Origin of the sequence: Pararhizobium capsulatum DSM 1112 (assembly GCF_030814475.1) — a bacterium.
In the GTDB taxonomy this organism is placed as follows: domain Bacteria; phylum Pseudomonadota; class Alphaproteobacteria; order Rhizobiales; family Rhizobiaceae; genus Pararhizobium; species Pararhizobium capsulatum.
The window spans coordinates 77,322-101,839 of the sequence record NZ_JAUSVF010000001.1; the positions used below are offsets into that span (position 1 = coordinate 77,322).

General features: G+C 60.9%; 25 protein-coding genes and 1 riboswitch. Of the genes, 9 read left to right on the forward strand and 16 right to left on the reverse strand.

The window, feature by feature from the left end; translation table 11 throughout:
- Positions 1-2 precede the first annotated feature (2 nt).
- The 3 genes from sdhA to sdhC are packed head-to-tail and all read right to left on the reverse strand — an operon-like array spanning position 3 to position 2,639.
- The gene (gene sdhA / locus QO002_RS00350; protein WP_307225562.1) at positions 3-1,847 is read right to left on the reverse strand and encodes a succinate dehydrogenase flavoprotein subunit; all 1,845 of its coding nucleotides are present in this window, start codon (positions 1,845-1,847) and stop codon (positions 3-5) included.
- A 7-nt stretch (positions 1,848-1,854) separates the two neighbouring features.
- The gene (gene sdhD / locus QO002_RS00355; protein ID WP_307225564.1) at positions 1,855-2,235 is read right to left on the reverse strand and encodes a succinate dehydrogenase, hydrophobic membrane anchor protein; all 381 of its coding nucleotides are present in this window, start codon (positions 2,233-2,235) and stop codon (positions 1,855-1,857) included.
- 11 nt (positions 2,236-2,246) lie between these two features.
- Positions 2,247-2,639, reverse strand: coding sequence for a succinate dehydrogenase, cytochrome b556 subunit (sdhC, locus tag QO002_RS00360; RefSeq protein WP_307225567.1), 393 nt, complete (start codon positions 2,637-2,639; stop codon positions 2,247-2,249).
- Positions 2,640-2,944: 305 nt separating this feature from the next.
- On the opposite strand from sdhC, the gene QO002_RS00365 reads away from it, so the two are divergent.
- Entirely contained in the window at positions 2,945-3,550 is a 606-nt protein-coding gene (locus QO002_RS00365; RefSeq protein ID WP_307225569.1) for a hypothetical protein, read from the forward strand.
- On the opposite strand, the gene QO002_RS00370 is transcribed toward QO002_RS00365, so the two are convergent.
- Genes QO002_RS00370 through tsaD form a run of 5 tightly spaced genes read right to left on the reverse strand, consistent with a single transcriptional unit; the run spans position 3,537 to position 7,055 of the window.
- Complete coding sequence (locus QO002_RS00370) at positions 3,537-4,196, reverse strand: class I SAM-dependent methyltransferase (RefSeq protein ID WP_307225571.1); 660 nt, start codon at positions 4,194-4,196, stop codon at positions 3,537-3,539. The two genes, QO002_RS00365 and QO002_RS00370, sit on opposite strands and share 14 nt — an antisense overlap.
- A 15-nt stretch (positions 4,197-4,211) precedes the next feature.
- The gene (locus tag QO002_RS00375) at positions 4,212-4,643 is read right to left on the reverse strand and encodes an EVE domain-containing protein (protein WP_307225573.1); all 432 of its coding nucleotides are present in this window, start codon (positions 4,641-4,643) and stop codon (positions 4,212-4,214) included.
- A gap of 7 nt (positions 4,644-4,650) precedes the next feature.
- Entirely contained in the window at positions 4,651-4,944 is a 294-nt protein-coding gene (locus QO002_RS00380) for a YciI-like protein (protein WP_307225575.1), read from the reverse strand.
- Between the two features lie 17 nt (positions 4,945-4,961).
- On the reverse strand, positions 4,962-5,957 hold the full coding sequence (locus QO002_RS00385) for an NAD(P)H-dependent glycerol-3-phosphate dehydrogenase (RefSeq protein ID WP_307225577.1): 996 nt from the start codon (positions 5,955-5,957) through the stop codon (positions 4,962-4,964).
- Positions 5,958-7,055: a tRNA (adenosine(37)-N6)-threonylcarbamoyltransferase complex transferase subunit TsaD gene (tsaD, locus tag QO002_RS00390; RefSeq protein WP_307225579.1), complete on the reverse strand. Its 1,098-nt coding sequence runs from the start codon at positions 7,053-7,055 to the stop codon at positions 5,958-5,960.
- 85 nt (positions 7,056-7,140) lie between these two features.
- Between tsaD and hemC the strand changes: the two genes are divergently transcribed.
- The 6 genes from hemC to QO002_RS00420 all read left to right on the forward strand — a co-directional run bounded on the left by hemC (position 7,141) and on the right by QO002_RS00420 (position 13,111).
- A complete protein-coding gene (hemC, locus tag QO002_RS00395) occupies positions 7,141-8,070 on the forward strand; it encodes a hydroxymethylbilane synthase (protein WP_307225581.1) in 930 nt (309 codons plus the stop codon).
- A gap of 4 nt (positions 8,071-8,074) precedes the next feature.
- Positions 8,075-8,770, forward strand: coding sequence for a uroporphyrinogen-III synthase (locus QO002_RS00400; protein WP_307225583.1), 696 nt, complete (start codon positions 8,075-8,077; stop codon positions 8,768-8,770).
- 134 nt (positions 8,771-8,904) lie between these two features.
- A complete protein-coding gene (locus tag QO002_RS00405; RefSeq protein WP_307225585.1) occupies positions 8,905-10,185 on the forward strand; it encodes a COG4223 family protein in 1,281 nt (426 codons plus the stop codon).
- 10 nt (positions 10,186-10,195) lie between these two features.
- On the forward strand, positions 10,196-11,869 hold the full coding sequence (locus QO002_RS00410; RefSeq protein WP_307225587.1) for a heme biosynthesis protein HemY: 1,674 nt from the start codon (positions 10,196-10,198) through the stop codon (positions 11,867-11,869).
- Between the two features lie 8 nt (positions 11,870-11,877).
- Positions 11,878-12,363 (forward strand): tellurite resistance TerB family protein, encoded by a 486-nt coding sequence (locus QO002_RS00415; RefSeq protein ID WP_307225589.1) that lies wholly within the window; start codon positions 11,878-11,880, stop codon positions 12,361-12,363.
- 1 nt (position 12,364) lies between these two features.
- Positions 12,365-13,111, forward strand: coding sequence for a glutamine amidotransferase (locus QO002_RS00420; RefSeq protein WP_307225591.1), 747 nt, complete (start codon positions 12,365-12,367; stop codon positions 13,109-13,111).
- A gap of 5 nt (positions 13,112-13,116) precedes the next feature.
- Here QO002_RS00420 and QO002_RS00425 read toward each other — a convergent pair whose 3' ends face one another.
- Positions 13,117-14,358, reverse strand: coding sequence for an MFS transporter (locus QO002_RS00425; protein WP_307225594.1), 1,242 nt, complete (start codon positions 14,356-14,358; stop codon positions 13,117-13,119).
- 132 nt (positions 14,359-14,490) lie between these two features.
- Here QO002_RS00425 and QO002_RS00430 point away from each other — a divergent pair, with 132 nt between their 5' ends.
- A complete protein-coding gene (locus tag QO002_RS00430) occupies positions 14,491-14,787 on the forward strand; it encodes a YggT family protein (protein ID WP_075291663.1) in 297 nt (98 codons plus the stop codon).
- A 91-nt stretch (positions 14,788-14,878) separates the two neighbouring features.
- Here QO002_RS00430 and ppa read toward each other — a convergent pair whose 3' ends face one another.
- Together ppa and QO002_RS00440 are read right to left on the reverse strand one after the other, a co-directional pair.
- Positions 14,879-15,415: an inorganic diphosphatase gene (gene ppa, locus QO002_RS00435; protein WP_307225598.1), complete on the reverse strand. Its 537-nt coding sequence runs from the start codon at positions 15,413-15,415 to the stop codon at positions 14,879-14,881.
- Between the two features lie 286 nt (positions 15,416-15,701).
- Complete coding sequence (locus QO002_RS00440) at positions 15,702-16,208, reverse strand: GNAT family N-acetyltransferase (RefSeq protein ID WP_307225600.1); 507 nt, start codon at positions 16,206-16,208, stop codon at positions 15,702-15,704.
- A 425-nt stretch (positions 16,209-16,633) separates the two neighbouring features.
- Between QO002_RS00440 and QO002_RS00445 the strand changes: the two genes are divergently transcribed.
- Entirely contained in the window at positions 16,634-17,500 is an 867-nt protein-coding gene (locus QO002_RS00445) for an RNA polymerase factor sigma-32 (protein ID WP_307225602.1), read from the forward strand.
- Positions 17,501-17,547: 47 nt separating this feature from the next.
- Here the strand turns inward: QO002_RS00445 and QO002_RS00450 are convergent, their stop codons facing one another.
- From QO002_RS00450 to QO002_RS00470, 5 genes are all read right to left on the reverse strand, one after another.
- Positions 17,548-19,005 carry a M48 family metalloprotease gene (locus QO002_RS00450; RefSeq protein ID WP_307233043.1) on the reverse strand — a complete coding sequence of 486 codons (1,458 nt, stop codon included), beginning with the start codon at positions 19,003-19,005 and terminating at the stop codon, positions 17,548-17,550.
- A gap of 353 nt (positions 19,006-19,358) precedes the next feature.
- The gene (thiQ, locus tag QO002_RS00455) at positions 19,359-20,081 is read right to left on the reverse strand and encodes a thiamine ABC transporter ATP-binding protein (protein WP_307225605.1); all 723 of its coding nucleotides are present in this window, start codon (positions 20,079-20,081) and stop codon (positions 19,359-19,361) included.
- Entirely contained in the window at positions 20,071-21,699 is a 1,629-nt protein-coding gene (gene thiP / locus QO002_RS00460) for a thiamine/thiamine pyrophosphate ABC transporter permease ThiP (RefSeq protein ID WP_307225607.1), read from the reverse strand. The genes thiQ and thiP overlap by 11 nt, the downstream gene beginning before the upstream one ends.
- 7 nt (positions 21,700-21,706) lie before the next feature.
- Positions 21,707-22,714, reverse strand: coding sequence for a thiamine ABC transporter substrate binding subunit (thiB, locus tag QO002_RS00465; protein WP_307225609.1), 1,008 nt, complete (start codon positions 22,712-22,714; stop codon positions 21,707-21,709).
- 38 nt (positions 22,715-22,752) lie between these two features.
- Positions 22,753-22,864: riboswitch (TPP riboswitch) on the reverse strand.
- A gap of 55 nt (positions 22,865-22,919) precedes the next feature.
- The gene (locus tag QO002_RS00470; RefSeq protein ID WP_307225611.1) at positions 22,920-24,422 is read right to left on the reverse strand and encodes an MDR family MFS transporter; all 1,503 of its coding nucleotides are present in this window, start codon (positions 24,420-24,422) and stop codon (positions 22,920-22,922) included.
- Between the last annotated feature and the right edge of the window lie 96 nt (positions 24,423-24,518).

Sequence of the window (24,518 nt, forward strand, 5' to 3'; positions counted from 1 at the left end):
CATCAATACACGCGTGCCTTCGGCGCGATCTTGTAGGGATCGATGCCCTCGGCAATGAGATCGGTGTGAACCGGGCGGTAGTCGAGGGTCACTTCGCCCGCTTCGTTGACCCAGGACAGCGTATGCTTGCGCCAGTTGACGTCGTCGCGACCGGAAAATGCACCTTGAGTATAGTCCTCGCGGGCGTGGGAGCCGCGGCTCTCCTTGCGAGCTTCGGCGGCGTAGATGGTAGTGATGGCGTTGGCCATCAGGTTTTCCAGCTCCAGCGTCTCGACCAGATCGGAGTTCCAGATCATCGAGCGGTCGGTGACCTTGATATCAGGCAGTTCCTTCCAGATCGCACTCATGCGGCGGCAGCCGTTTTCGAGCGATTCCTGGGTGCGGAACACGGCGGCGTCTTCCTGCATGGTGCGCTGCATCTTCTCGCGCAGAACCGCTGTCGGCGTGCTGCCATTGGCATGACGCAGGCGGTCGAAGCGTTCCATGATCTTGTCGCTTGCCTTTTCGTTGATAGCCGGCACCGGCGACGCGCGATCGATGACCTCGCCGGCGCGGATTGCGGCGGCGCGACCGAAGACCACGAGGTCGATCAGCGAGTTGGAACCGAGACGGTTTGCGCCATGCACCGAGGCGCAGCCGGCTTCACCGACGGCCATCAGGCCGGGGATGATCCGTTCCGGGTTATTGCTGTCGGCATTCAGCACTTCGCCCCAGTAGTTCGTCGGAATGCCGCCCATGTTGTAGTGGACGGTCGGCAGGACCGGGATCGGCTCGCGGGTCACGTCGACACCGGCGAAAATCTTGGCGCTCTCGGAGATGCCCGGCAGGCGCTCGTGCAGCACCTTTGGATCGAGATGGTCGAGATGCAGGTAGATGTGGTCCTTGTTCTTGCCGACGCCACGGCCTTCGCGGATTTCCATCGTCATGCAGCGGGAAACAACGTCACGCGAGGCAAGGTCCTTGGCCGACGGAGCATAGCGCTCCATGAAGCGCTCGCCCTCGGAATTGACGAGATAGCCGCCTTCGCCGCGCGCACCTTCGGTGATGAGACAGCCGGCGCCGTAGATGCCGGTCGGATGGAACTGGACGAACTCCATGTCCTGGAGCGGCAGTCCGGCGCGTGCAATCATGCCACCGCCGTCACCGGTGCAGGTGTGCGCCGAAGTCGCCGAGAAATAGGCGCGGCCGTAACCGCCGGTCGCCAGCACCACCATCTTGGCGGCAAAGCGGTGGATCGTGCCGTCGTCGAGGTTCCAGGCAACGACGCCGGTGCAGCGGCTACCGTCATCCGACATGATGAGGTCAAGCGCGAAATACTCGATGAAGAATTCGGCGTTGTTCTTCAGCGACTGGCCGTAGAGCGTATGCAGGATGGCGTGGCCAGTACGGTCGGCAGCGGCACAGGTGCGCTGAACCGGCGGGCCTTCGCCGTAGTTCTGCATGTGGCCGCCAAACGGGCGCTGGTAGATCTTGCCTTCCTCGTTTCGCGAGAAAGGCACGCCGTAGTGCTCAAGCTCATAGACCGCCTTCGGCGCTTCCATGGCGAGATACTGCATGGCATCGACGTCGCCGAGCCAATCGGAACCTTTGACGGTGTCATAGAGGTGCCATTGCCAGCTGTCAGGGGTCATGTTTTGCAGCGAGGCCGCGATACCGCCCTGCGCTGCAACCGTATGGGAGCGCGTCGGAAACACCTTGGTGATGCAGGCGGTGCGGAAACCCTGTTCGGCCATGCCGAGCGTTGCGCGCAGACCCGCGCCACCGGCGCCAACGACGATCACGTCATAGGAGTGATCGACATACTTGTAGGCTTTGCCGCCAACGGCAGGAGATGTGGTGGTTGCCATTTTTGAATTACCCTGCAAACGCGATCTTCAGGATGGCGAAAAGACAGAGCCCGCCCACCACGATCGCAAAAAACATGTTGAGCATGACGAGCAGCACCTTAAGCGCTTCCCCGTGCACGTAGTCCTCGATGATCACCTGCATGCCGAGCTTCATGTGAATGAGGCCGGACATCACCACCAGCCCCATGATGACAGCAACGAAGGGATTGGAAAGGGCGACAATGACTTCTTCGTAGGGAGAGCCCGCATGGGTCATCACGAACAGAATGAAAAAGATGAGAAGCGGAACGTTGGCGACGGCCGTCACGCGCTGACGCCAGAAATGCTCGGTGCCATCCTTGGCCGAGCCGAGGCCGCGAACCTTGCCAAGGGGAGTGCGCATATCCATGGAATATCCCTTCAGCGGATCGCGTAGCCGACGATCCAGATCAGGAGCGTCAGGACAACCGAGCCAACAGCATTGGCAATGGCGAGCTTGGTGGAAAAATGCTTGTCGTAGCCGTGGCCGAGGTCCCACATGAAGTGGCGCAGGCCGCCAAGCAGATGGTGCACCAGCGCCCAGGTATAACCGAACAGAACGATCTGCCCGATGATGGTGCCGAAGAACCAGCTGACCCATTCATAATAGGCCGGCCCGCTGGCCGCGGCGATCAGCCACCAGGCGACCAGCAGCGTGCCGAAATACAAGGCGGCGCCAGTGATGCGGTGCATGATCGACATGACCATCGTGGGTATCGGCTTATAGATTTGAAGATGCGGCGACAAAGGCCGGCTTTTGGTGACATCCGTCATCGGAACCTCACGGAACAACCGGCTCTCAAATGCCCAAAAACTGGACTAATTTTATCCGGTATTGCACCTGATTGTGCACAATTCAGTTAGCCGACCTTTAATCACCATAATCGTTAACGACAAGTGTGTTTGCACTGCAAAATCATTTTAATCGATTAGAGAAAACAAGGCCTCCGTACACCGGTGGGGCTGGCCGCCCGTTAACGATAGATCGCCTTTTTCCGGGCATTTACGTGACTTTTGCAACGATCTGCCCCAAATTGCCCTTTAAGGATTTGTTAAGAGTTATCCGGAGGGCCGCCCAAATGCGTCCGACTAGTCTCCTGAGTGCGACCAAAGTACTAGCGACCGTCATCGTCCTGATCTTCGGGATGGTTGACCTGGCAGCCGCCCGTGACATCGGGGAGCGCACGATCTACCGGCGTGGCCATTATGATCGCCTTTCCCACTCGCGTCCTGACCACTCGCGCCCGGAATTTTTGAGCAGGAACCGACATCGCTATGACGATCGCCACGATCGGCATAGCGACCGGCGCTTTGCGCATCGTCGTGATCGCCAATGGCGTGCGGATAACCGTCGCGACCGTCGTTACGATCGACCTCGTGAATTTGTTCGCGAATACAGCGGACCGAGAGGTCGGGGTAACGTAACGATCTATGGTGGAGACGGCTTCCCTTCGCCGATCCCAGGCATCGGCACCTATGCAGGCGGCCTTTCGGCCTGGCGTGATCCGGGCAACGGCATCTATTTCAGTAATGAGAATTACGGCAGCTATGGCTATGGCGACGTGAGCATTGACGTCGATCTCGGGGCCTACATGGGTGGGCCGCAGATCCTCGACGTAGACCCTGCCGCAGTCGATAACGCCTGCTCCTACGAGAAGGGTGTCTGCGTCATCAGGCGTCGGTAAGGCCGCCGAAGCGCCAGACAGTCGTGCGCTTGACCTCGCTGTCTTCGAGCGCGCGCGTCACGGGCACCTCGTAGGTTGCAAGTGGCTGCATCAAATCCCGGGGGCAATAGGCGCGTCCGGGATCTCCAACCAGCACCGTACCGCCGTGGACAACGATTTCCGAAAACCACGGGACGAGAACGTCGGCAAAGGCCTTGTCGTAAAAGACGTCGCCGGCCAGCAGCACAGCGCCAGGCTTGACCTCACCCACGATGTCGCGCCCGGTGAAAGCGATATTTGCGCCGTTGAGCTTGGCATTGAGGCGCACGGCCGTCTCGGCCCAGGGATCGATATCGGCCGCAAGCACGGACGCGGCCCCGGACTTTTCCGCGGCAATCCCCACCAGCCCCGACCCGGTGGCAAAGTCGATGACGTCATGGCCGCGCACCACCTCGGGATGATCAAGGATATAGCGGGCCAGCCCCTGCCCGCCCGCCCAGGCAAAGGCCCAGAATGGCGGCGGCAGTCCAATCTCTTCCAGCTCTTCCTCCGTCTTCAGCCAGAGGTCATGCGCCTCACTGGCCAGATGAAGCGCAATCTCCGGCACATGTGGCGGCGCGAGAATGCCGGTATTGGCGAGGATGAAGGTTTCGGGATCGGTTTTCAAAACAAGCTTCCGACGTCAGCGCGGCGGATTTTCAAGACCGCCCATGCGGCAGACTTCGAGATATTCCTCTTCCGTCACCGCCTGTACCGAAAGACGCATCGACGTGACGAGCTGCATCTTTTCGAGCGTCGGGGTCACCTTGATCTCCTTCAGCGACACCGGACGCGGCAGATCACAGACGGCGCGGATATCGACGCAGTCCCAGCGGGCATCTCCGTCGGCTGTCGAATCAGGATGGGAGAGAGCGCAAACCTCGGTGATGCCGACGATCTCTAGCCCTTCGTTCGAATGATAGAAGAAGCCCTTGTCGCCGATCGTCATGGCCCGCATGTTGTTGCGAGCAAGATAGTTGCGCACGCCGGTCCATTCAGTACCAGTCGCGCCGACATCCTTCTGCATCGCCCAGGACCATTTGAACGGTTCGGACTTGTAAAGCCAATATCCCATCCCAGCCTCATGCCTGCGGATTGTTGAAGACCCAGTTCCAGGGCTTGATATCGACTTCGGCGAAGAGGCCGGCCTTGGCATATGGGTCAGCGGCGGCCGTCGTCTTGGCTTCCTCGATCGTATCGAGCTTGAAGACCACGAGACTGCCATTCGGCTTGCCGGCGTCGTCAAGGAAAGGGCCGGCGAAGGCGAGCACGCCCCGGGCGTTGAGATCATTGAGGAAGGCGACGTGCTCGGACCGTGTGTCCATGCGCAGCTGCAGCGAATCGGGCTTGTCCTTGCAGAGAACGGCAAAAAGCATCGGGTTTTCTCCTGAGATTATTCCTGGCGGATGGGGCGGGTCATAAGCTGTTCGAGTGCTGATTTCACGTCCAGCCGACCGTCGATGATCGCGGCAACGGCATGGGTGATCGGCATCTCGATGCCAAGTTCTGCGGCAACGGAAGCGGCGACGGAAGCTGCAAAGGCGCCTTCCACCAGCTCCCCGGTCTCCGTTCGTGCACGGCCTTCGCGGCCGATGGCAATGCCGTAGCGCAGATTGCGCGATTGATGGCTCGTTGCCGTCAACACAAGATCACCGAGGCCCGATAGACCGCGCACCGTTTCGGCATCGCCGCCACGCGCAGCAATGAGGCGCGACATTTCAGCAAGGCCACGGGAGATCAGCGCTGCGCGGGCCGAATCGCCAAGTCCGGCGCCCTCGACGATGCCGCAGGCAATCGCCAGCACGTTTTTCAGCGCACCGCCCAGCTGGACGCCAATGCGATCAGCCGACGGATAAAGCCGGAAGGTGGGGCTGGAGAGCGCTTCCGCAAGATATGCGGCGCGATCCATCGTCTCGGCGGCGACGGCCATCGCGGTCGGCAGCCCCCTGGCAATATCGGCGGCGAAACCCGGCCCGGACAGCACGGCCACATTGTGCAGATGCAGCTCTTCAGCCACGACATCAGTCAGGAGCCGGCCGCTCGATCGCTCAATACCCTTCGCGCAGATCACGACATCGGTGCCGGGACGGATAAACCCGAAGAGCGAGCGGGCCGCCTCGCGCTGCGCCTGCGATGGCATGGCGAAGAGCACGATATCGGCTCCTTCCAGCACGGAAGGATCGATGGAAACCTGAAGCGATTGTGGCAGGTCGATATCCGGCAATGCATCGTCATTGCGCCCGGACGTCTTGATATCGTCTACCACGCTTTCACGTCGCGTGAGGAGCGTCACCGGCACCTTGTCGGATGCCGAGGCGACGGCGGCCAGTGCCGTGCCGAAAGCGCCGGAGCCGACGACAACGATGCCCTTTGGTGTTTCTGCTGTCATCTAGGCTTTTGCTCCCCGTTTTCCCGAGCCGAGCAGGGTTTGCGCCGTCGCATCAAGCGGCCAGCGCGAGCGCGGTGCAACCGCCAGATCGTCCGAAGGCAGGCCGGCTGCCATGCGCTCGGCGCCAGCCCAGGCGATCATGGCGGCGTTGTCGGTGCAGAGCTGAAGCGGCGGCGCGATGAAGCGGAAACCATTGGCATCGCAGAGCGACTGCAAGGTTGTCCTTAGCGCCTGATTGGCTGCAACACCGCCGGCAACGACCAGCGCAGGCTCGCAAGAAAGGTCTGAAAATTCCGTCTTGAAGCGCTGGAGGCCGCGGCCGATGCGATCTTTCAGCGTGCGCGAAATCGCCTTCTGGAAGGAGGCGCAGATATCGGCAATGTCCTGCTCTGTTACCGGTTCGATCGATTGCGCAGCCTGACGCACGGCCGTCTTCAAGCCCGAAAAGGAGAAGTCAAGTCGGGCTTCTCCCACCAGCGGTCTTGGAAAGACGAAGCGATCCGGGTTTCCGCTGCGGGCAGCCCGCTCCACCGCCGGACCGCCGGGATAGGGCAGGCCGAGCAGCTTCGCCGTCTTGTCGAAGGCTTCACCCAGCGCATCGTCGATCGTCGTGCCCCAGCGCTCGTATTCGCCGACGCCGCGCACGAGGATGAGTTGTGTATGGCCGCCCGAGACAAGCAGCATCAGATAGGGAAAGGCGAGACCATCGGTGAGGCGCGCTGTCAGCGCATGACCCTCGAGATGGTTGACGGCATAGAGCGGTTTGCCGGCGGAGCGGGCGATGGCCTTGCCGGTCATCAGGCCGACAAGCAAGCCGCCTATCAGGCCAGGGCCGCTGGTTGCGGCGATCGCATCGATATCCTTCAACGTCTTGCCTGCGCGGGCAAGCGCCTCCTCGATCAGCGTGTCCAGCGCCTCGACATGGGCGCGGGCTGCGATCTCGGGCACGACGCCGCCATAGACGCTGTGCTCTTCCAGCTGGCTCAGCACCACATCGCCGAGGATCTCGCCATGGCCGTCCGCATCGCGCAGCACGACGGAAGCTGCGGTTTCATCGCAGCTCGTTTCGATGCCGAGGATGGTCAGGGGCGCGGACATGGGGGCTCGGATATGAGGGACTCGAATGTTGCGGTCGCGGATAAAGGTGGGTACACGGAACTCCGGTAACAATGGATCGCTGTTGATGCAAACAAAACCTTTCCGGATCGGCACGCGCGGCAGCACGCTGGCGTTGGCGCAGGCCCACGAAACCCGCGACCGGCTGATGGCGGCTCATGGCCTGCCCGGTGACATGTTCGAGATCGTCGTGCTGTCCACGGCCGGCGACCGCATCACCGATCGCTCGCTTTCGGAACTTGGTGGCAAGGGCCTGTTTACGCAGGAAATCGAGGACCAGCTTGCCTCCGGCGATCTCGATTTTGCAGTTCACTCCTCGAAGGACATGCCGACAAAGCTGCCGGACGGCCTGTTTCTGTCAGCCTATCTGCCGCGCGAAGACGTGCGCGATGCGTTTATCGGCCGCACGGCCGGCAAGCTCATGAACCTGCCCGATGGTGCGACAATCGGCTCGTCATCGCTGCGCCGGCAGGCGCTGATCCGTAGGCTTCGACCCGATATCAACGTCATCACATATCGCGGTCTTGTTGAGACGCGGCTGCGCAAGCTTGCCGAAGGTCAGGTGGACGCAACACTGCTCGCCTTTGCCGGCCTGAAGCGGCTCGGCAAGCAGGATGTTCCGACCGAACTGCTGGATGAAGCCGAATTTCCGCCGGCACCGGCGCAGGGCGCGATCTGTGTCGAAAGCCGGATCGGCGACGACAGGATCAACAGCCTGCTCGAAACCATCAACGATATCAGGACCCACGAAGCCGTCACCTGCGAGCGCAGTTTCTTGTCAACGCTCGACGGTTCCTGTCGCACGCCGATTGCCGGCCATGCGGTCTCGGACGGTACGACACTGCGCTTCTTCGGCATGATCCTGACACCGGACGGCAGCCGCTATCACCGGATTTCGGCAGAAGGCAAAGCAAGCGATGCCGCTGCTATCGGCGAAAAGGCGGGCGCGGAAATCCGGGCTGCTGCCGGAGCGGATTTCTTCGCAAGCTGGACTTGAAGCCATGCGCGTCCTTGTCACGCGCCCCGAAACTTCCGCCGCTTCGACGGCGGAGAAGCTCGCAGCGCTTGGCCATCAGGCGCTGCTGCTGCCTTTGGCAAAGCCTGTGCATAACTCCGCCATTGCAGAAATGGCCCTTGCCCAAGAGCCTGGCGCCGTCGCGGTGACAAGTGGCGAAGCGCTGCGTGCTCTGACAGCCGAAAGCATTGAAAGCAATCGGGATATCCCGCTTTTTTGCGTAGGGAATGCAACGGCTCGGGTTGCTAAAGACCTCGGTTTCAGGCGTGTCATTTCCGGTTCGGGAACAGGGCGAGAACTCGCAAAAATCGTCGTCGATGCCAACCCTGGAAACCTGCTCTATCTTGCTGGCAGACCGCGCTCGCAGGATTTCGAGCAGCTTCTGGCGCAAGCCCAAGTCCCGTTTCGCACGGTCGAGATCTATGAGATGATCGCAATCAACCATGACGCCACAGTGATCAACGAACGGCTGCGCCGCGAAAGGCCGGAAGTGATCCTCCTCTATTCCCGCGAGACCGCACGACGATTTTTCGATCTCGCCGATATCGATACCCTCATCGCCTTGAAAGACCTGCGCTTCCTCTGCATGAGCGCCTATGTCGCAGGCGCCGTTCCCGATGGCGTCGGCGAAATCGAAATTGCGGAAGAGCCGAGCGAAAGAGCGCTTATGGCCCTTGTCTGAGACCGCAGTGACCGCTGGAGCCGTGTCATGTCGCGTTGTGGATCAAGGAATTATGCGATTGGGGCTTTTCCTGATCACACTCGGTGACTAGGTTTAACCAGATGGAATGGATGCGATAACCGGAAGAGATGACCATGGGACCCGAAGACCCTCCGCGCCGCTCGAAATCCGAACAGGAGCCGTTGACGATCGATCTGGAAGCAAGCCGCCTCCCCTCCGATGAAACGGTTAAGGCCGGTGCAGAAGAGATCCCTCCGGCTGATGAGCCTGCTGCGGTAGAAAGCGGTGTCGCCAGCGAGGACATATCTTCGAGGATTGCCGAGGAGAATTCTGCGGAAGTGGCCGAGACAATTGAGGCCCCGCGGGCTGATGCAGACACGACCGACGATGCGCGCACGGAGGCAGCCGCAGCCGCCTTTGCCGAGGAGCCCAATCATACCGAATCCTACAATCGACCCACCTTTGACCAACCTGCCCCCCGACCGTCCAATTCCAGCGCACTTGCCGCCGGTATTCTCGGTGGCTTGATCGCTCTGCTCGCTGCTGGTGGCCTGCAATATGCTGGCATTTTCCCGTCGCTCGCTCCGAGCGGCACGGCAACCGATAGCGGGCTCTCGGCAGAAATCGAGGCGATCAAGACGCAACTGGGTCAGTCACCTTCGCCATCCGTCGATCTTGCGCCGCTCGAAAGCCGGCTCGCAGCTTTGGAGAAAGCTTCCACTGGCGACGCTTCGGCGGCCAGCGCCGATGTTTCCGGATTGGAAGCCCAGATCACCAATCTGACAAATGAGCTGACCGGCCTCAAATCCGAACTCGCCGATGCTCGCCAGAGCACGCAGGCCTCTGCGAGTGAACTGGCAAGCCGTCTGGACGCCGCAGAAAAGAAGATCGAAGAGCCGGCAAGCGACGTGCAGCTCGCACGCGCAGTAGCCGTCACTGCGCTCAAGACCGCGATCGACCGCGGCGGACCTTTCCTCGCAGAACTTGATGCGCTGAAGAGCGTATCGGCCGATGATCCGGCCGTCAGCGGTCTCACCGGCGATGCCGCGACGGGTGTTGTCTCGCGCGCCGATCTGGTGCGCGACTTCCCGGATGCCGCCGACAGCATGCTTGCAGCCATCAATGGCACCGACCCCAACCAGGGCGTCTTCGCCCGCCTGATCGACAGTGCCTCCTCGGCGATCCGTGTCCGCCCTGTGGGCAGCGTTGAAGGCACCGGACCGGAAGCGGTGGTTGCCCGCATCGAGAACAAGCTTTCCAATGGCGACCTCAAGGGCGCATCCCTGGAATGGGAGACCTTGCCAGATCAGGCGAAATCCGCCGACAATGGCTTCAAGGCAAAGCTCGACCAGCGCATCCGCGTCGAGGGACTGATCGACAGCGCCGTCTCGGGCGCCATGACGAAGCAGGGCTGAAGGAGACCCCATGATCCGCATTCTTTCCTTCGCCGTCGTCGTTCTGGCTCTCGCAGCCGGCTTCGCCTGGCTTGCCGACCGGCCGGGCGAACTGTCACTGATCTGGCAGGGCCAACGCATCGAGATGAGCCTGATGGTTGCGGCCACCCTGCTCGCTTCACTGATCGCGATCATCCTGATTGCCATCTGGATCGTTCGTGTCGTCTGGCTCTCGCCCCATTCGATCTCCCGCTATTTCCGCGCCCGCAAGCGTGACCGCGGCTATCAAGCGCTGTCGACCGGCCTGATCGCTGCCGGCGCGGGTGATGCCGCGCTTGCGCGCAAGATGACGGCTCGTACCCGCGGCCTGATCAGCGCCGACCAGGAGCCGCTGATCCACCTCTTGGAAGCCCAGACGGCGCTGATCGAGGGCAAGAACGACGATGCCCGCAAGAAATTCGAGCTGATGGCCGATGATCCCGAAACCCGGGAACTGGGCCTGCGCGGCCTCTATCTCGAAGCCAAGCGGCTTGGTGCAAACGAGGCCGCCCGGCAATATGCCGAACGCGCCGCCGACAAGGCACCGCATCTGCCCTGGGCGACGCTGGCGACGCTCGATTATCGCAGCCAGTCCGGGCACTGGGACGAGGCGATCAAGCTCCTCGACCAGAGCCGGGCATCGCACGTCATTGAACGCCACGAGGCCGATCGGAAGAAAGCCGTGTTGCTCACCGCGCGCGCGAAAGACAAGCTCGAATCGGATCCCAAGGGTGCACGCGACGATGCGCTGGCGGCCTTGAAACTCTCTGAAAACCTCATACCTGCCGGACTGATTGCCGCCAAGGCGCTTTTCCGCGAGGACAATCTGCGCAAGGGTGCTTCGATCCTCGAAAAGCTCTGGAAGCACGAGCCGCAGGCTGAGATTGCAAAGCTCTACGTGCGTGCCCGCAGCGGCGATTCCGCCGTCGATCGCCTGAAGCGCGCAAGCAAGCTGGAGGCGATCCGGCCCAACAACGCCGTTTCGCTGGCGGCTGTTGCCGAAAGCGCGCTGGAAGCCCGCGAACTGTCGCTCGCACGCAGCAAGGCCGAGGCCGCGGCCCGTATCCAGCCGACGGAAGGCATCTTCCTGCTGCTCGCAGATATCGAGGAAGCCGATACCGGCGATGACGGCCGCATCCGCCACTGGATGAACCAGGCGCTGAAGAGCCCGCGCGATCCGGCATGGACCGCGGAAGGAATGACCTCTCCCGAATGGCTGCCGGTGTCACCGGTCAGCGGCCGGCTCGATGCCTTCGAATGGAAGATGCCCGTCGCCCAGATCGCAGGCCCGGTCGAGGAACATGCAGAAGAAACGGCAAACGCCGCCATTCGCAGCCTGCCGCCGGTTTCCGCCAAGCAGCAACCGGAATCTGTAAGGCGCACGCCGGAAACGATTGTAAAGGTGGAAACGGTCAAGGAAGAGCCGATCACCCGCACCATCGCCGTGCCGGCACCGAGCGAATCCGTGCTCGTGCCGGAAACGGTGGTCGTCGGGACCACGACCGTCACGACATCGGAGCCGAAATCCGAGAAACCCAAGGCGATGCCGCGCCGGCCGGAAGACGAGGACGCCGCACCTGCCGAACCCTTCTTCGGGCGACCGCCGGATGATCCGGGCGTCCGCGAGGTGCCATCGGCTGAAAAAACCAATTTTCGACTGTTCTAGGAGCTCGTATGTTCGAACGTTTCCGTAGCTTTATTGAAAACCTCGCCGGAAACGGAACAGACAAAATAGCCCCCGACGACCCGCGCATTGCCGTGATGGCGCTCTGCATTCAGGTGATGGAAGCCGATGGTGAAATCCTTGAAAGCGAGCGCCGCAAAGTGCGCACTATGATCAAGGATCACTATGATCTTGACGATGCGGCACTCGACGCCCTGATCGCGGCCGGCGAAAATGCCGAAAGCGAGGCGATCGACTTCTTTCGCTTCACCTCCGAGATCAAAAGGCATTTTTCCGAGGAACAATGCATCGACCTCGTCGGCATGTTGTGGGAGATTGTCTATTCGGACGGCAAGCGCAGCGAGATGGAAGATCACGTCATCTGGCGAATTGCCGATCTTCTCGGGGTTTCCGGGCGGGATCGTGTGCTGAAGCGGCAGGAGGCGGCCGCCAAACTGGATGTTGCGGAGGAGACCACGGCGCAACAGGACGAGTGACATGCTTTTCGACGGTCGGTTGATCGGCAACCCGAAGACAAAGCCGATCCTCATTGTGCTTCACCAGGAGAAATCGAGCCCCGGCCGCGTCGGGCAAATCCTGCTGGAAAAGGGACTGAGCCTCGATATCTGCCGCCCGGTGCGCGGCGATCTCCTGCCCGCCACGCTTGAGCAGCATTCCGGCGCTATCGTCTTCGGCGGTCCCATGAGCGCCAACGACGAGCACGATTTTATCCGCCAGGAGATTGACTGGCTCTCCGTTCCGCTTTCCGAGAACAAGCCTTTCCTCGGCATCTGCCTTGGCGCGCAAATGCTTGTTCGCCATCTCGGCGGCATAGTGGCCCCGCACCAGGAGGGGTGGACGGAGATCGGCTGGTATCCGCTCATCGCCACGGAGCGCGGCAAGGCGCTGATGGACTGGCCGGACATGGTCTACCAGTTCCACCGCGAGGGTTTCAACCTCCCTGATGGTGCAGAACTACTGGCCAAAGGAGATCACTACCCCAACCAGGCCTTCCGCTATGGCGAAAACGCCTGGGGCATCCAGTTTCATGGCGAGCTAACCCGTGCGATGATGCAGCGCTGGGTGGTACACGGAGCGCATCGCTTCGAACTGCCGGGTGCGCAGCTGGGCCAATTTCATCTCGATGGGCGCATGAGCCATGACGCGCCATTGCGCGCCTGGATAGACCGCTTCCTCTCCCACATTTTCCTGCGCAAAGGCGAGCCAATCGCCGCCTGCGCCTGAAAGGCCTACTCTGCGTGTTGCGGTGCGTTGAGTGTATCGATGCGGCGCAGTTGCGGGAAACCGATCGACCATAGAAGCGCGACCAGCAGCGTACCTGCGCCACCGAAGACCACCGCATGCACCGCGCCGAAACCAGACGCCATCATGCCGGCGCGGAACTCGCCAAGCTCGTTCGATGCCCCGACGAAGACCATGTTGACCGCATTGACGCGACCACGCAGCTCGTCCGGTGTCCACAGCGTGATCAGGATCTCGCGGACATAGACGGAGATCATGTCGGCCGCGCCCATGACGACGAGCGCCGCGATAGAAATCCACGGCGTCGCCGAAAGCCCGAAGATGATGGTGCCGAGGCCGAACAGCGCGACACCGATGAACATCAGCACACCGGCGCGGTGGCGGATCGGATGGGCGGCGAGCCAAATGGCCATGCCGACGGCGCCGATGCCGGGTGCTGCCCGAAGCAGACCGAGCCCCCACGGACCGAGATTGAGAACATCACGCGCGAAAACCGGCATGAGCGCCACCGCGCCGCCGAGCAGCACGGCAAAGAGATCGAGCGAGATCGCGCCGAGCACGATCTTTTCCGCCTTGATGTAGCTGAAGCCGGCGGTGATCGTGTTCCAGCTCTGGGCCGCGGCGCTCGTGCGTTGCGCCGGCTTCGGCACGGCAAAGACCATGACAGCACTAGCGGCAAAGAAGCAGAGCGCGACGACGTAAGGAACAGCAGCACCCAGCGCATAGATCAGGCCGCCGGCAACCGGGCCGACGATCATCGCCGTCTGCCAAGACGTCGAATTCCAGGCGATGGCGTTGGGCAGATCTTCGGCCGGCACGAGATTGGGCGCAAGCGACTGGGATGCCGGCGCCAGAAACGCCCTTTCGATGCCGAAGACGACGAGAATGCCGTAGACCGGCCAGGGCGAGAAAGTCCCGGTGAGCGTCAGGATAAGCAGCCCTGCGGCACAAAGCGTGCTGACCATCATGCAGAGAGCCATGATCATGCGGCGATTGTAACGGTCTGCGACCGAGCCGGTAACGAGGATCAGCACCAGCGACGGCAGGAACTGGAAAAGCCCGATCAGGCCCAGATCGAAGGGATCGCGCGTCTGGTCATAGATCTGCCAGCCGACGGAGACGCTGATGATCTGGATGGCGAAATAGGCGAGGAACCGGGCGAAAAAATACCGTCTATAACCCGCATGTCGAAAGGCTGCGAAGCGATGGCCTTGATGGGGCGCTGACATATGCGTTTGCTCCTGGACCGCTGCGAAGACCCAACAGCCGCATTAAACATGTTCGTCGCCCTGCAGTTCGCCGGACTTGCCGGTTTAGTCGCCAATGTCTACATGTCTGTCAATAACGAATTGGAGACTGGCATGCTTGCTGTCATTGGCACCCTGAACTTCATCATCAACATCGCGTGGTTTCTGATCATCGCCTCGGCCATCTTCTCGTGGCTTTACGCGTTCAACGTGATCAACGTGAACAACCAGGCGATCAACATGATCGGGCGCTCCCTCTACCAGCTCACCGAACCGCTTTACCGGCCGATCCGCCGCGTGTTGCCGGACATGGGCGGCGTCGATCTCTCGCCGCTGGTCGTGCTGGTCATCCTGTATTTCATCCAGCTGTTCCTGAACACAACGATCGCGCCGGCTCTGCTCGGGTACTGACCGCCGCAACGCACGCTCAAAACAAAACCTCCGGAACGCTGCCGTTCCGGAGGTTTTTTATATTTGCCTGACGCCGTGTGCGGAGAGAAGCTTACTTCTTGTCCTGCTTGGCGCGCTCGATCGCCTCGACGATGAGCTGACGGGCTACGCCCGCATCCTTCCAGCCAAAGATCTTGACCCACTTGCCGGGCTCCAGATCCTTGTAGTGTTCGAAGAAGTGCTCGATCTGCTGCAGGGTAATTTCCGGCAGGTCCGTGTATTCCTTGACCTTGTCGTAACGCTTGGTCAGGTGATAGTTCGGTACGGCAACGATCTTCTCGTCCTTGCCAGAATTGTCTTCCATCATCATGACGCCGATCGGGCGCACATTGATGACGCAGCCCGGAACCAGCGGACGGGTCGAGGCGATCAGCACGTCGATCGGGTCGCCATCATCGGACAGCGTGTGCGGCACGAAGCCATAATTGCCCGGATAGGTCATTGGCGTGTAGAGGAAGCGATCGACGACCAGCGTACCGGCTTCCTTGTCCATTTCGTACTTGATCGGATGGCCACCGACCGGCACTTCGACGATCACGTTGATATCTTCCGGCGGATTCTTGCCGATGGAAATTGCATCGATGCGCATTGGGGCTCCCCAGCTGTCGTGTTTGGATGGCCAGTCCGATAACGGGAAATCTGCGGCAACGCAACATGACTTTCAGTTGCCGAACCGAGCCGCGGGAAGCATGGAGACCATTAGCGATGAAAATGAGACCGCGTGCGGGATGCCAACGCGCTTGCCCGCAAGATTGCGCCGTCATTTAAATGTGGCCGTCAGACACCTGTCTATCATGGGAATCGCGGCCCAAGAGCGGCCGAACCGGGTCTCTATCTGCCCGAAGAACCGACGAAGTGACGGACTTACCGGATCGTCAGTTCCAGATATAGCCGACCTTTTTCAGATGCTTTTCGCCGAAATCTTCCATGCCTTCGCAGATATCGCGACCACCGGCCATGCGGAAAAACCGATCGGCATGATGGCTGTCTTCGAGGCACCAGACGACAAGGCCCTGGCAGCCCAGCGAACGCAATAAGTTCTTGGCTTCACCGAAGAGAATGCGGCCGAGACCGATGCCCTGATATTCCGGTCTGAGATAAATCTCGTAGACCTCGCCTTCCTGCGGCAGGGAGCGGGCACGGTTGAGACCAAGCGTCGCGTAACCGGCGATAACCCCGGCGACGTCGATAACGAGAAGCGTTGCCGGCCCGCGCGTCGCCTTACGCCACCACGCTTCGTTACGACGGTCCACCATCTGATTGAGCGGGCGATGCGGGATCAGGCCAGCATAGGCTTGCAACCATGACACCCGATGCACATCCGAGATGGCAGCAGCGTCTTTGGGCTCGCCTGGGCGCACCTCGATAGACAATGTTTTCATAGCGCAACTCTAAACCGGTGCCGTGCAAACAGGAATCCCGCGCCAGGCGCGATCACCGTCAACTCACAGACAAGTTCAGACGGCGACCGGTAAAAGTTAACGCAATTTTAACTTTCCCGGCAAGCACCAAAAATTACGGCACACAACAAAGGCGCATCAGAGCCAGCAGCTCGCGAATGCGAAACGGCAAAAAAATTTGCTGAAAGCACACGGAACCTTTTTCGGCCCGAGGCGTTGAGACATGTCCGGTTGCGCGCGTCAGCGCGTCTTTCTATGCCGGATGCGCGTCACAGCCGAACCTTTACGGCTGTCGGTCAACCAGGAAGTAGGGCGTTTCGAGTGCTGGTCAAGCTTCTTTCACGGAAATCAGCCAGTCGGGGGAACCCTATCCCGCCAAGGGGCATGGCCCCGCCATGGAGCAGCCGATGAAAAATTTCTCCGCAGACAGGCGTATGATCAAGATTGCAATGGCCGCTCCCTATCTCGAGCGTCAGGAAGAACAGCAACTTGCACAGGCTTGGAAGGAAAATCACGATCAGGAGGCCCGCAACAAGATTGCGATGTCCCATATGCGGCTGGTCATTTCCATGGCCTCCAAGTTCCGCAATTTCGGTCTTCCGATGAGCGATCTTGTTCAGGAAGGCCACCTTGGCCTTCTTGAGGCCGCCGCCCGTTTCGAGCCAAGCCGCGAGGTCCGGTTCTCAACCTACGCCACCTGGTGGATCCGGGCATCAATGCAGGACTATGTGCTGCGCAACTGGTCGATCGTCCGCGGGGGAACAAGCTCAGCGCAGAAAGCGCTTTTCTTCAATCTCCGCCGCCTGCGCGCCAAACTGGCCCAGGGCGACAAGCACCTGACGGCCCAGGCCGTACATGAGGAGATCGCTACGGCCCTTGGCGTCAGCCTTGCGGACGTGCAGACCATGGATGCCCGGCTTTCCAGTAACGATACCTCGCTTCAGGCGCCGATATCTTCGGGAGATTCCGACAGTGGCGAGCGACTGGACATGCTGGCCTGCAGCGCGCCTCTACCCGATGAGCAGGTTTCGGAAATGATCGACCAGGAGCGCCGCAGCATCTGGCTGCGCCACGCCCTCAGCAAGCTCAACGAACGCGAAATGAAGATCATTCGCGCTCGTCGCCTTTGCGAGGATAGCGCGACACTCGAAGAACTCGGCGTCGATCTCGGTATCTCCAAGGAAAGAGTGCGCCAGATCGAAACGCGCGCATTGGAGAAACTAAAAATTGCCCTGGTCGCCCAGGCCCCTGTGCTGGCAAGCATGCCGCACTGAAGATTTCGCCACTGAAAAAGCCCGCCGATCGGCGGGTTTTTTATGTTCTATTCCGAAATGATTTTCAGCTTGTCACCCGGCTGGATCATCGACGTCATCTGCAGAGCGTTGATCATGCGGAAGAGGTCAAGCTTGCGATCGGTGCCCTGCATGCGGGCGGACAGGGTGGCAAACGTATCCCCGGGCTTTGCCGTGATTATACGGATCCGCAGGGGCTTGAGCGCTGCGATCTCCTGTGGAGTCATTCGCCGGAAGGATGCGCGCAAGGCATCCGCGGTTGGTTCCAGTGAGGCCGCGCCCTTCGGCACCGCCGTCAGGAACCGGTAGATCTGGGTATCGATGCGGATCACGGTGACATCGAAATCCCACCGTTCTGCCGAGGCACGCGCGGTTGCGGCTTCAAGACCATTGATGTCGATCGCCCGGATGGTGTCCGGCTGCAGACCGGTCACCCAGCCGCTCGCGATATAATCGGTGAGGCTGCGATGCTGTGCGTCGGCCACTCCATCGAAGCGGATAGCGACGTCACCGGGTCCGGTCGCCAGAACAGCTTCCGCCTTGTTGTCGATCTGGAAGCCCGTCGGAACATCGAAGCGAATGCCGAGCTTGCCATGCAGGAAGGTCTGGCCCCGCACATAGCCTTCTTGGGGACTGTCACCGTAGAGCAGGCCGTCGATGCCTGCGAGATAGTAGTCGCGGCCCCGATCGCCGACACCTTCAGGCCCGAACGCCCGCGCATGACGGCGGGCAAGATCGACGCGCTGCGGCGCACTGGGATGGCTTGAAAGGAAGTCGAGGCTCTGGTCGGCATCGGGATCGACCGAGGAGAAGCGCGCGTAAGCCGCCATCGAATCGAGGAAGCGGGCCGCAGCATAGGGATCGTAGCCGGCTTCGCCGAGCATGCGAACGCCGATAACGTCGGCTTGCAGTTCCTGATTACGGGAAAAGGCGGCGAGCCGTAGCTTTCCGCGGGCGAGCGCCTGCTTGCCGGCGAGATCGCTGGAAAGGACCTCCGACACGACCCGGCTGGCAATGACCTCGGCCTCTTCCCGCTGTTGGCGCTCGATACCGTGATTGGCGGTAACGTGGGCCATTTCGTGGGAGAGTACGGCCGCGACTTCCGAGGCGTCGTCGGCCAGTGCAAGCAGACCGCGCGTCACATAGAGATAGCCGCCGGGCAATGCAAAGGCGTTGATCGCGGGGGAATTCAGGATGGTGATGCGATAGGACTGGTTCGGATTTTCCGAAACCGCGGTCAGCGCGCCGGCGATGCGGGCCACAAGCCGCTCGGTCTTGGCATCCTTGTATTCGCCGCCATAACTCGCAACGATACGGGGGTGCTCACGGGCGCCCATCTGGGCACGGGGGTCGTTTTTCTGGACTTCATCGACGATCTGGGGTGTCGATGAGGGAGCGACCTGGGGCTCATAGGTCTGTTCGATGACCGACTGGCAGCCGGCCATGAGCGGCAGCAGGAGCAGGGCTACGCAAACGCGCAAGGACATACCGGCGCGCTTCACGGATGATCCTTGATCTGCGCCTGCCCCTGACTTCATCCCTAAGCCTGCTTCCCGTCTTTAAAAATCAGCCCGTAAATCTGTCACGTCCGCGCGGCACACGACAAATTTGTCATACTTTACAGCCGTATAAATAGGCGTGGCATCCATTTCGACAATAGAATTGCTCTAACCTATTCACAGCGCCCATGCCTAGACCAAGCACCGGTCCCACGCCCTAGAATTAGTTGCTCCGTGGTATCACAGCAACGGATGCGCGCATTTGTCGCCCAATCCAGCCGAGGGCTCGCATAGGGTGGCGTTCAAATTGTGGCGGAAGCGGCGGCCGGGACGTGCCCGTTTCATTTTTCCAGAAACCGCGCGATCTCCGCCGGGGCGGCACGCTCGAGAAAGGCCACCTTGGGCTCCTGCACAATGATCGCACCCTGTTCGAGGAAGACGACGCTGTCAGCCAATCGGCGCACATCCTCCGGATGATGCGTTACCAGAAGGATCGTCACCTCCTCGTTGCGCCTGAGATCGAGAATAAGTGCACCCATGCCGGTGCGAAGCGCCGGATCGAGTGCGGCAAAGGGCTCATCGAGAAGCAGGATCGGCCGGCGACGCACCAATGCCCGGGCAAGCGCAATCCGCTGACGCTCGCCGCCGGAGAGCGTGGCCGGCATGCGCTTGGCAAACCCGTCCAGGCCCACCCTCAGCAGGGCCGCGGCAATCCGCGCCTTGTCGGCCACATCAAGCTTGAGGCCGGGATCGATCCCGAGACCGACATTGGTGCCGACGTCGAGATGGGTGAAGAGATTATGATCCTGGAAGATAACACTGACGGGGCGTTCGCCCGGCGCGGTGTCCGTCATGTCGCGTCCAAGGATTACGACGCGACCCCTGTCCGGCCGTTCGAAACCCGCCACGATATTCAGCAGGGTCGACTTGCCCGAACCGGACGCACCCGTCACCGCAACAATCTCACCCCTCTGAAAGGCGCAGGTGAAGGAAAGCCGTGTCTTGCCGAAATCCACCCGGACGCTGTCCAGAAAAATGGCTGGATTGTCGTTCTCAACGGTCATCAACGCGCTCCGATTGCCCCTCTACCGGCGTTCCCGCAATCGTCAGAATGAGGCAAACGAACCCGAGCAGGAGCGCAAGCCCCGCAGCATCCATTGTCCGGTAGCTGCCCATGCGGCTGTAGAGCAGATAGGGCAACGTCACCATATCCTGCGATCCGAACAGCGCGACGGCGCCGAGGTCGCCCAGCGACAGCGCACAGGCGAAAGAAAGCGCCATCAGGATCGGCCGCCGCAACCCCGGCCAATCGACCAGGTGCAGCCGGTTGAAAAACTGCAGGCCGAGGCTCTCCGACAGAACCTCGGTGCGGGCACGGTGGCTGGAGATTGCCGGATCGAGGATGCGGTAGGCGAACGGAAGGGCCATCAAGGCATTGATGACGATCACGATCAGCGGCGCGAAACGCGCTACGTCTCCGAAAGGGCGCAGCAACAGAAACCAGCCTGCACCCAAAACAACAGGTGGTACCAGCAGGATGAGCGAGGAGCCGCCAGCGATGCCGGCGGCAAGACTGCGAGCCCCCCGTCCAGGCCGTCTCGGTCGAAGGGCAGTCTGGCGCGCGAAAACCATGGAGAGTGTGCCGGCAACACAAAGCAGCGCCGACGCAAGAGCGATCGTGGTGCTCGTCACAACAGCGCGTTGGACAACCGGATCTGTCGCTAACCTCAGAAGGTCGGATTGCAGACCTGAGACAACGACTGCGGCCAGCGGCAGGGCAACGAAGCCTGTACAGATCGCGATGCCGAAGCCATCCACAAGGCGTCCGGCAACATCGCGACCGTCGAAGCGCCGAGCACTGCGGCCAAGGGTCACCGATTCCGCCACCCGCGGCGTCAATAGCCGCGCAATCACCAGCAAAAGACCGGTCATCGCGATTTGCAGCAGGCTAAGCGCAATCACCCGCGGCGGATCGAAGTCGAAGCGCAAGGCCTGATAGATCGCCACTTCGATCGTACTTGCAGCAGGGCCGCCTCCGAGCGTCAGAACAAGCGTGAAGCTCGTCGCGCACAGCATGAAGATGAGACCAGCGATGCCCGGGATGAGACCGCGAATGACCGGCCATTCGATGAAGCGGAAGAGATGGAACCGCCGCATGCCGAGATTGACACCGATCAGCCAATATTCACCCGGCAACCGCTCGAGCCCGGCAAGCATCAGCCGGGCCGCGAGCGGCAGGTTGAAGAAGACATGGGCGATCAATATACCGGCCAGACCATAAATGCTGAGCGGCTGTGCGAGACCGATGTCTGCCAGAAGCGAGTTCACGACGCCTTGACGCCCCCACACGCCGATCAGGCCAAGAGCGGCCACCAGAGCCGGGAGACCGAGCGGCAAAGCCAACAGCCGCACGATCCAGATGCGTCCCGGAAAGGTGGACTGGCGAAACAGCGCCAGCGCCAGAGGGATGGCAAACAGGATCGACAATGCAGTGGATAGCAAAGCCTGCAGCAGCGTGAAGCGTGTCACGCGCCAGACATAGGCGTCGAAAATAACCCGGTCGGAGCTGCCACCTATATCAACGGTCAGGAGCGCATAAGCCGCCAGACCGACGAACAATGCGATGCCGCCGAGGATCGAGACCCCGACAGCAAGCGTTATCCGTCGTTCAGGCAGCGCCATGAGTGGCTCAGTTCTGGCTCATGGCCGACAGCCATTCGTCGATCCAGGCCTTGCGGTTTGCCGCGACCTCATCCGGCGACATCAGAAAGGTCTTTTTCGGTGAAACGAGCTTGCTGAAAGCATCAGGCAACGGTTCCTTGCCGGCGGCGACCGGCATCATCCAGTTGGTGGTCGGAATGATCGACTGGAAATCCGGTCCTGTCATGAAGGCGAGGAAGGATTTTGCAAGCTCCGGATCATGAGCACTCTTGGTCATGCCCGCCACTTCGATCTGGATATAGTGACCTTCGGAGAAGGCGGCTGCCTGATAGCGCTCGGTATTTTCCGCGATCACGTGATAGGCGGGCGAGGTCGTGTAGGAGAAGACCATCGGTGCTTCGCCTTTGGTGAAGAGGCCATAGGCCTCCGACCAGCCGGGCGTGACAGTCAGCACGCGGCCCTTGAGCTTCGCCCAGGCGGCAGCGGCCTCATTGCCATAGACCGACTTTACCCAGAGCAGCAGGCCGAGACCGGGCGTGGACGTGCGAGGATCCTCGATGACGATCTTTTCGTTCGGATCGCCTTCCACCAGCTCCTTCAGGCTCTTCGGCGGGTTCTTCACCGTCTCGGTGTCGTAGATGACCGCGAAGTGGGCATAGTCATAGGGTACGAAGACATCGTCGCTGAAGCCGCCAGGCACCTTCGCAGCCGAACCGTCGAGACCGTGTGGCGCAAAATAACCGGTGGCCTTCGCTTCGGTAATCAGGTTGGTGTCGAGGCCGAGCACGATGTCGGCCTTGGACGAGGCGCCTTCGAGCTTCAGGCGCGTGAGAAGTTCGACCCCATCGGCAACGCTGACATAATCGACCTTGCAGGCGCAGGTTTTCTCGAAGGCTTCCGCCACCTTGGCCCCGGGGCCCCATTCGCTGGTGAAGCTCTCATAGGTATAGACGGTGAGCGTCTGGTCGGCAGCCGAAGCGGCCGAGAACGAAAATACGGCTGCGGCCGCCATCAGGGAAAACAGAATTCTGCGCATCAGCGCCTCCTCTTCGATTATGAATGGGAATAGGGCGCTGAAGTGTGCCGTCTAATCCCTCCGCCGGTACAAACCGGATCAGGTTCCGCGGGTTGGCCGAAGCCTCTCAGCCGATGTCCTGGAAGGACAGCGGCACCCCGTTAGAGCGACAGCAGATTTAGACGCGAGCGCGGCCCTTGGCAAGAGCCGCGTTCGGGTAGCTTTGTCAGGCGGCAACCTTCTGGGGCAGGTGAACCGACTTCAGGCAGATGGCGCAGACAAGGCCTGTCAGCGCAATGATGGCTGCTGTCACAAAGAGCGGATGGAAGGCCTGTGTGTAATAGTCGGCAACCATCTGGCGCGATGCCTCCGGCAAGGCGGCAAGTATCTGCGGCGTCATCTTCTCGATCGACTCGAGGCCGGGAATGGCAAAATCCTGACGCGCCAAACCCGCGGCATTCGTCGCCCCGTAGATGGAAATACCGATCGAAGCGCCACCCATGCGTGCCAATGTCACGGAGCCCGTTGCCGCCCCGACATCGCGCTTCGGGGCGCTATTCTGTACGCCGAGCACCGGCACCTGCTGGCCGAGACCGATACCAATGCCGTGCAGGCCCATGATCGCGCCGATCAGGAAGATCGATGTACCCGGCTGCACCTGGCTCATCAGTAGCAATGACAGGATGGCGATTCCGGGGCTAGCGATAGCGAACGGCTTGTAGCGGCCGGTCTTCGAAATCATCCGGCCCGCCGAGATCGATCCGCAAACGATGCCGCCGGTCAGCATCACGAACATCAGGCCGGCAAGCGAAGGCGTGAGCCCCGTCGTAGTCTGCAGGAAAAGGGCAAAATAATTGACAAGCCCGATGCCGATCGCGCCGCTTGCCAGCGAAATGATCAGAAACAGGCTGAAGGTCGAATTGGCAAACAACGGCAGCGGCACCACCGGTTCCGGCGCACGCCGCTCGACGATCACCCAGGCAACAGCACACAGCAGACCGAACGCAATGACGGCAAGGCCGCCCGTCGAGAGCAGCGATCCGAAAAGCTCCGAACCGTCAGCCAGCAGCACGACACTGGTGATCGCACCGGCAAGCAGCAATGCGCCCGCATAATCGATCTTCGGCACCCGCGTCGGGCGGCGATAGGGCAGGAAGACCATCAGGCCAGCGATCACCAGCACACCGATCGGGATATTGACGAGAAAGATCGAGCGCCAGCCGAACAGATCGCTCATAGCGCCGCCGAGCACGGGGCCGATGGCGCCGGACGCCATCAGGACCAAGCTCGAATAACTCTGGTAGCGGGCACGTTCGCGCGGCTCGAACAGATCGGCATTGATCGCGAAGATCGACACCATGATGCCGCCACCGCCCAACCCTTGGAGAACGCGAGCGGCGATCAGCGTGTTCATCGAAACGGCAAAACCGCAGGCGATCGAGCCGACCGTGAAGATCAGGATCGCCGACAGCATCACGTATTTGCGGCCGAAGAGATCCCCCAGCTTGCCGTAGAGCGGCATCACTGCGCAGGTGGCCAGCAGATAGGCCGAGCCCACCCAGCCGAAACGCTCCATCTGGCCGAATTCGCCGACAATGGTAGGCAGTGCGGTGGAGACGATCTGGTTATCGAGCGTCGCCATGAACATCGCCGACATCAGGAAAAGAAAAAGCGTGAGCCGGAGCGCCTTGCTCTCGACGAGCGGCGCGGGCGCGACGTGCATGTCCATGGAAAATATCCTGTTTGACGTTGCGGCGATTTTATGTGCTAATAGCATATAAATGTCAAACGCATATTTATGAACGCGGCATATTGAACTTGGAAG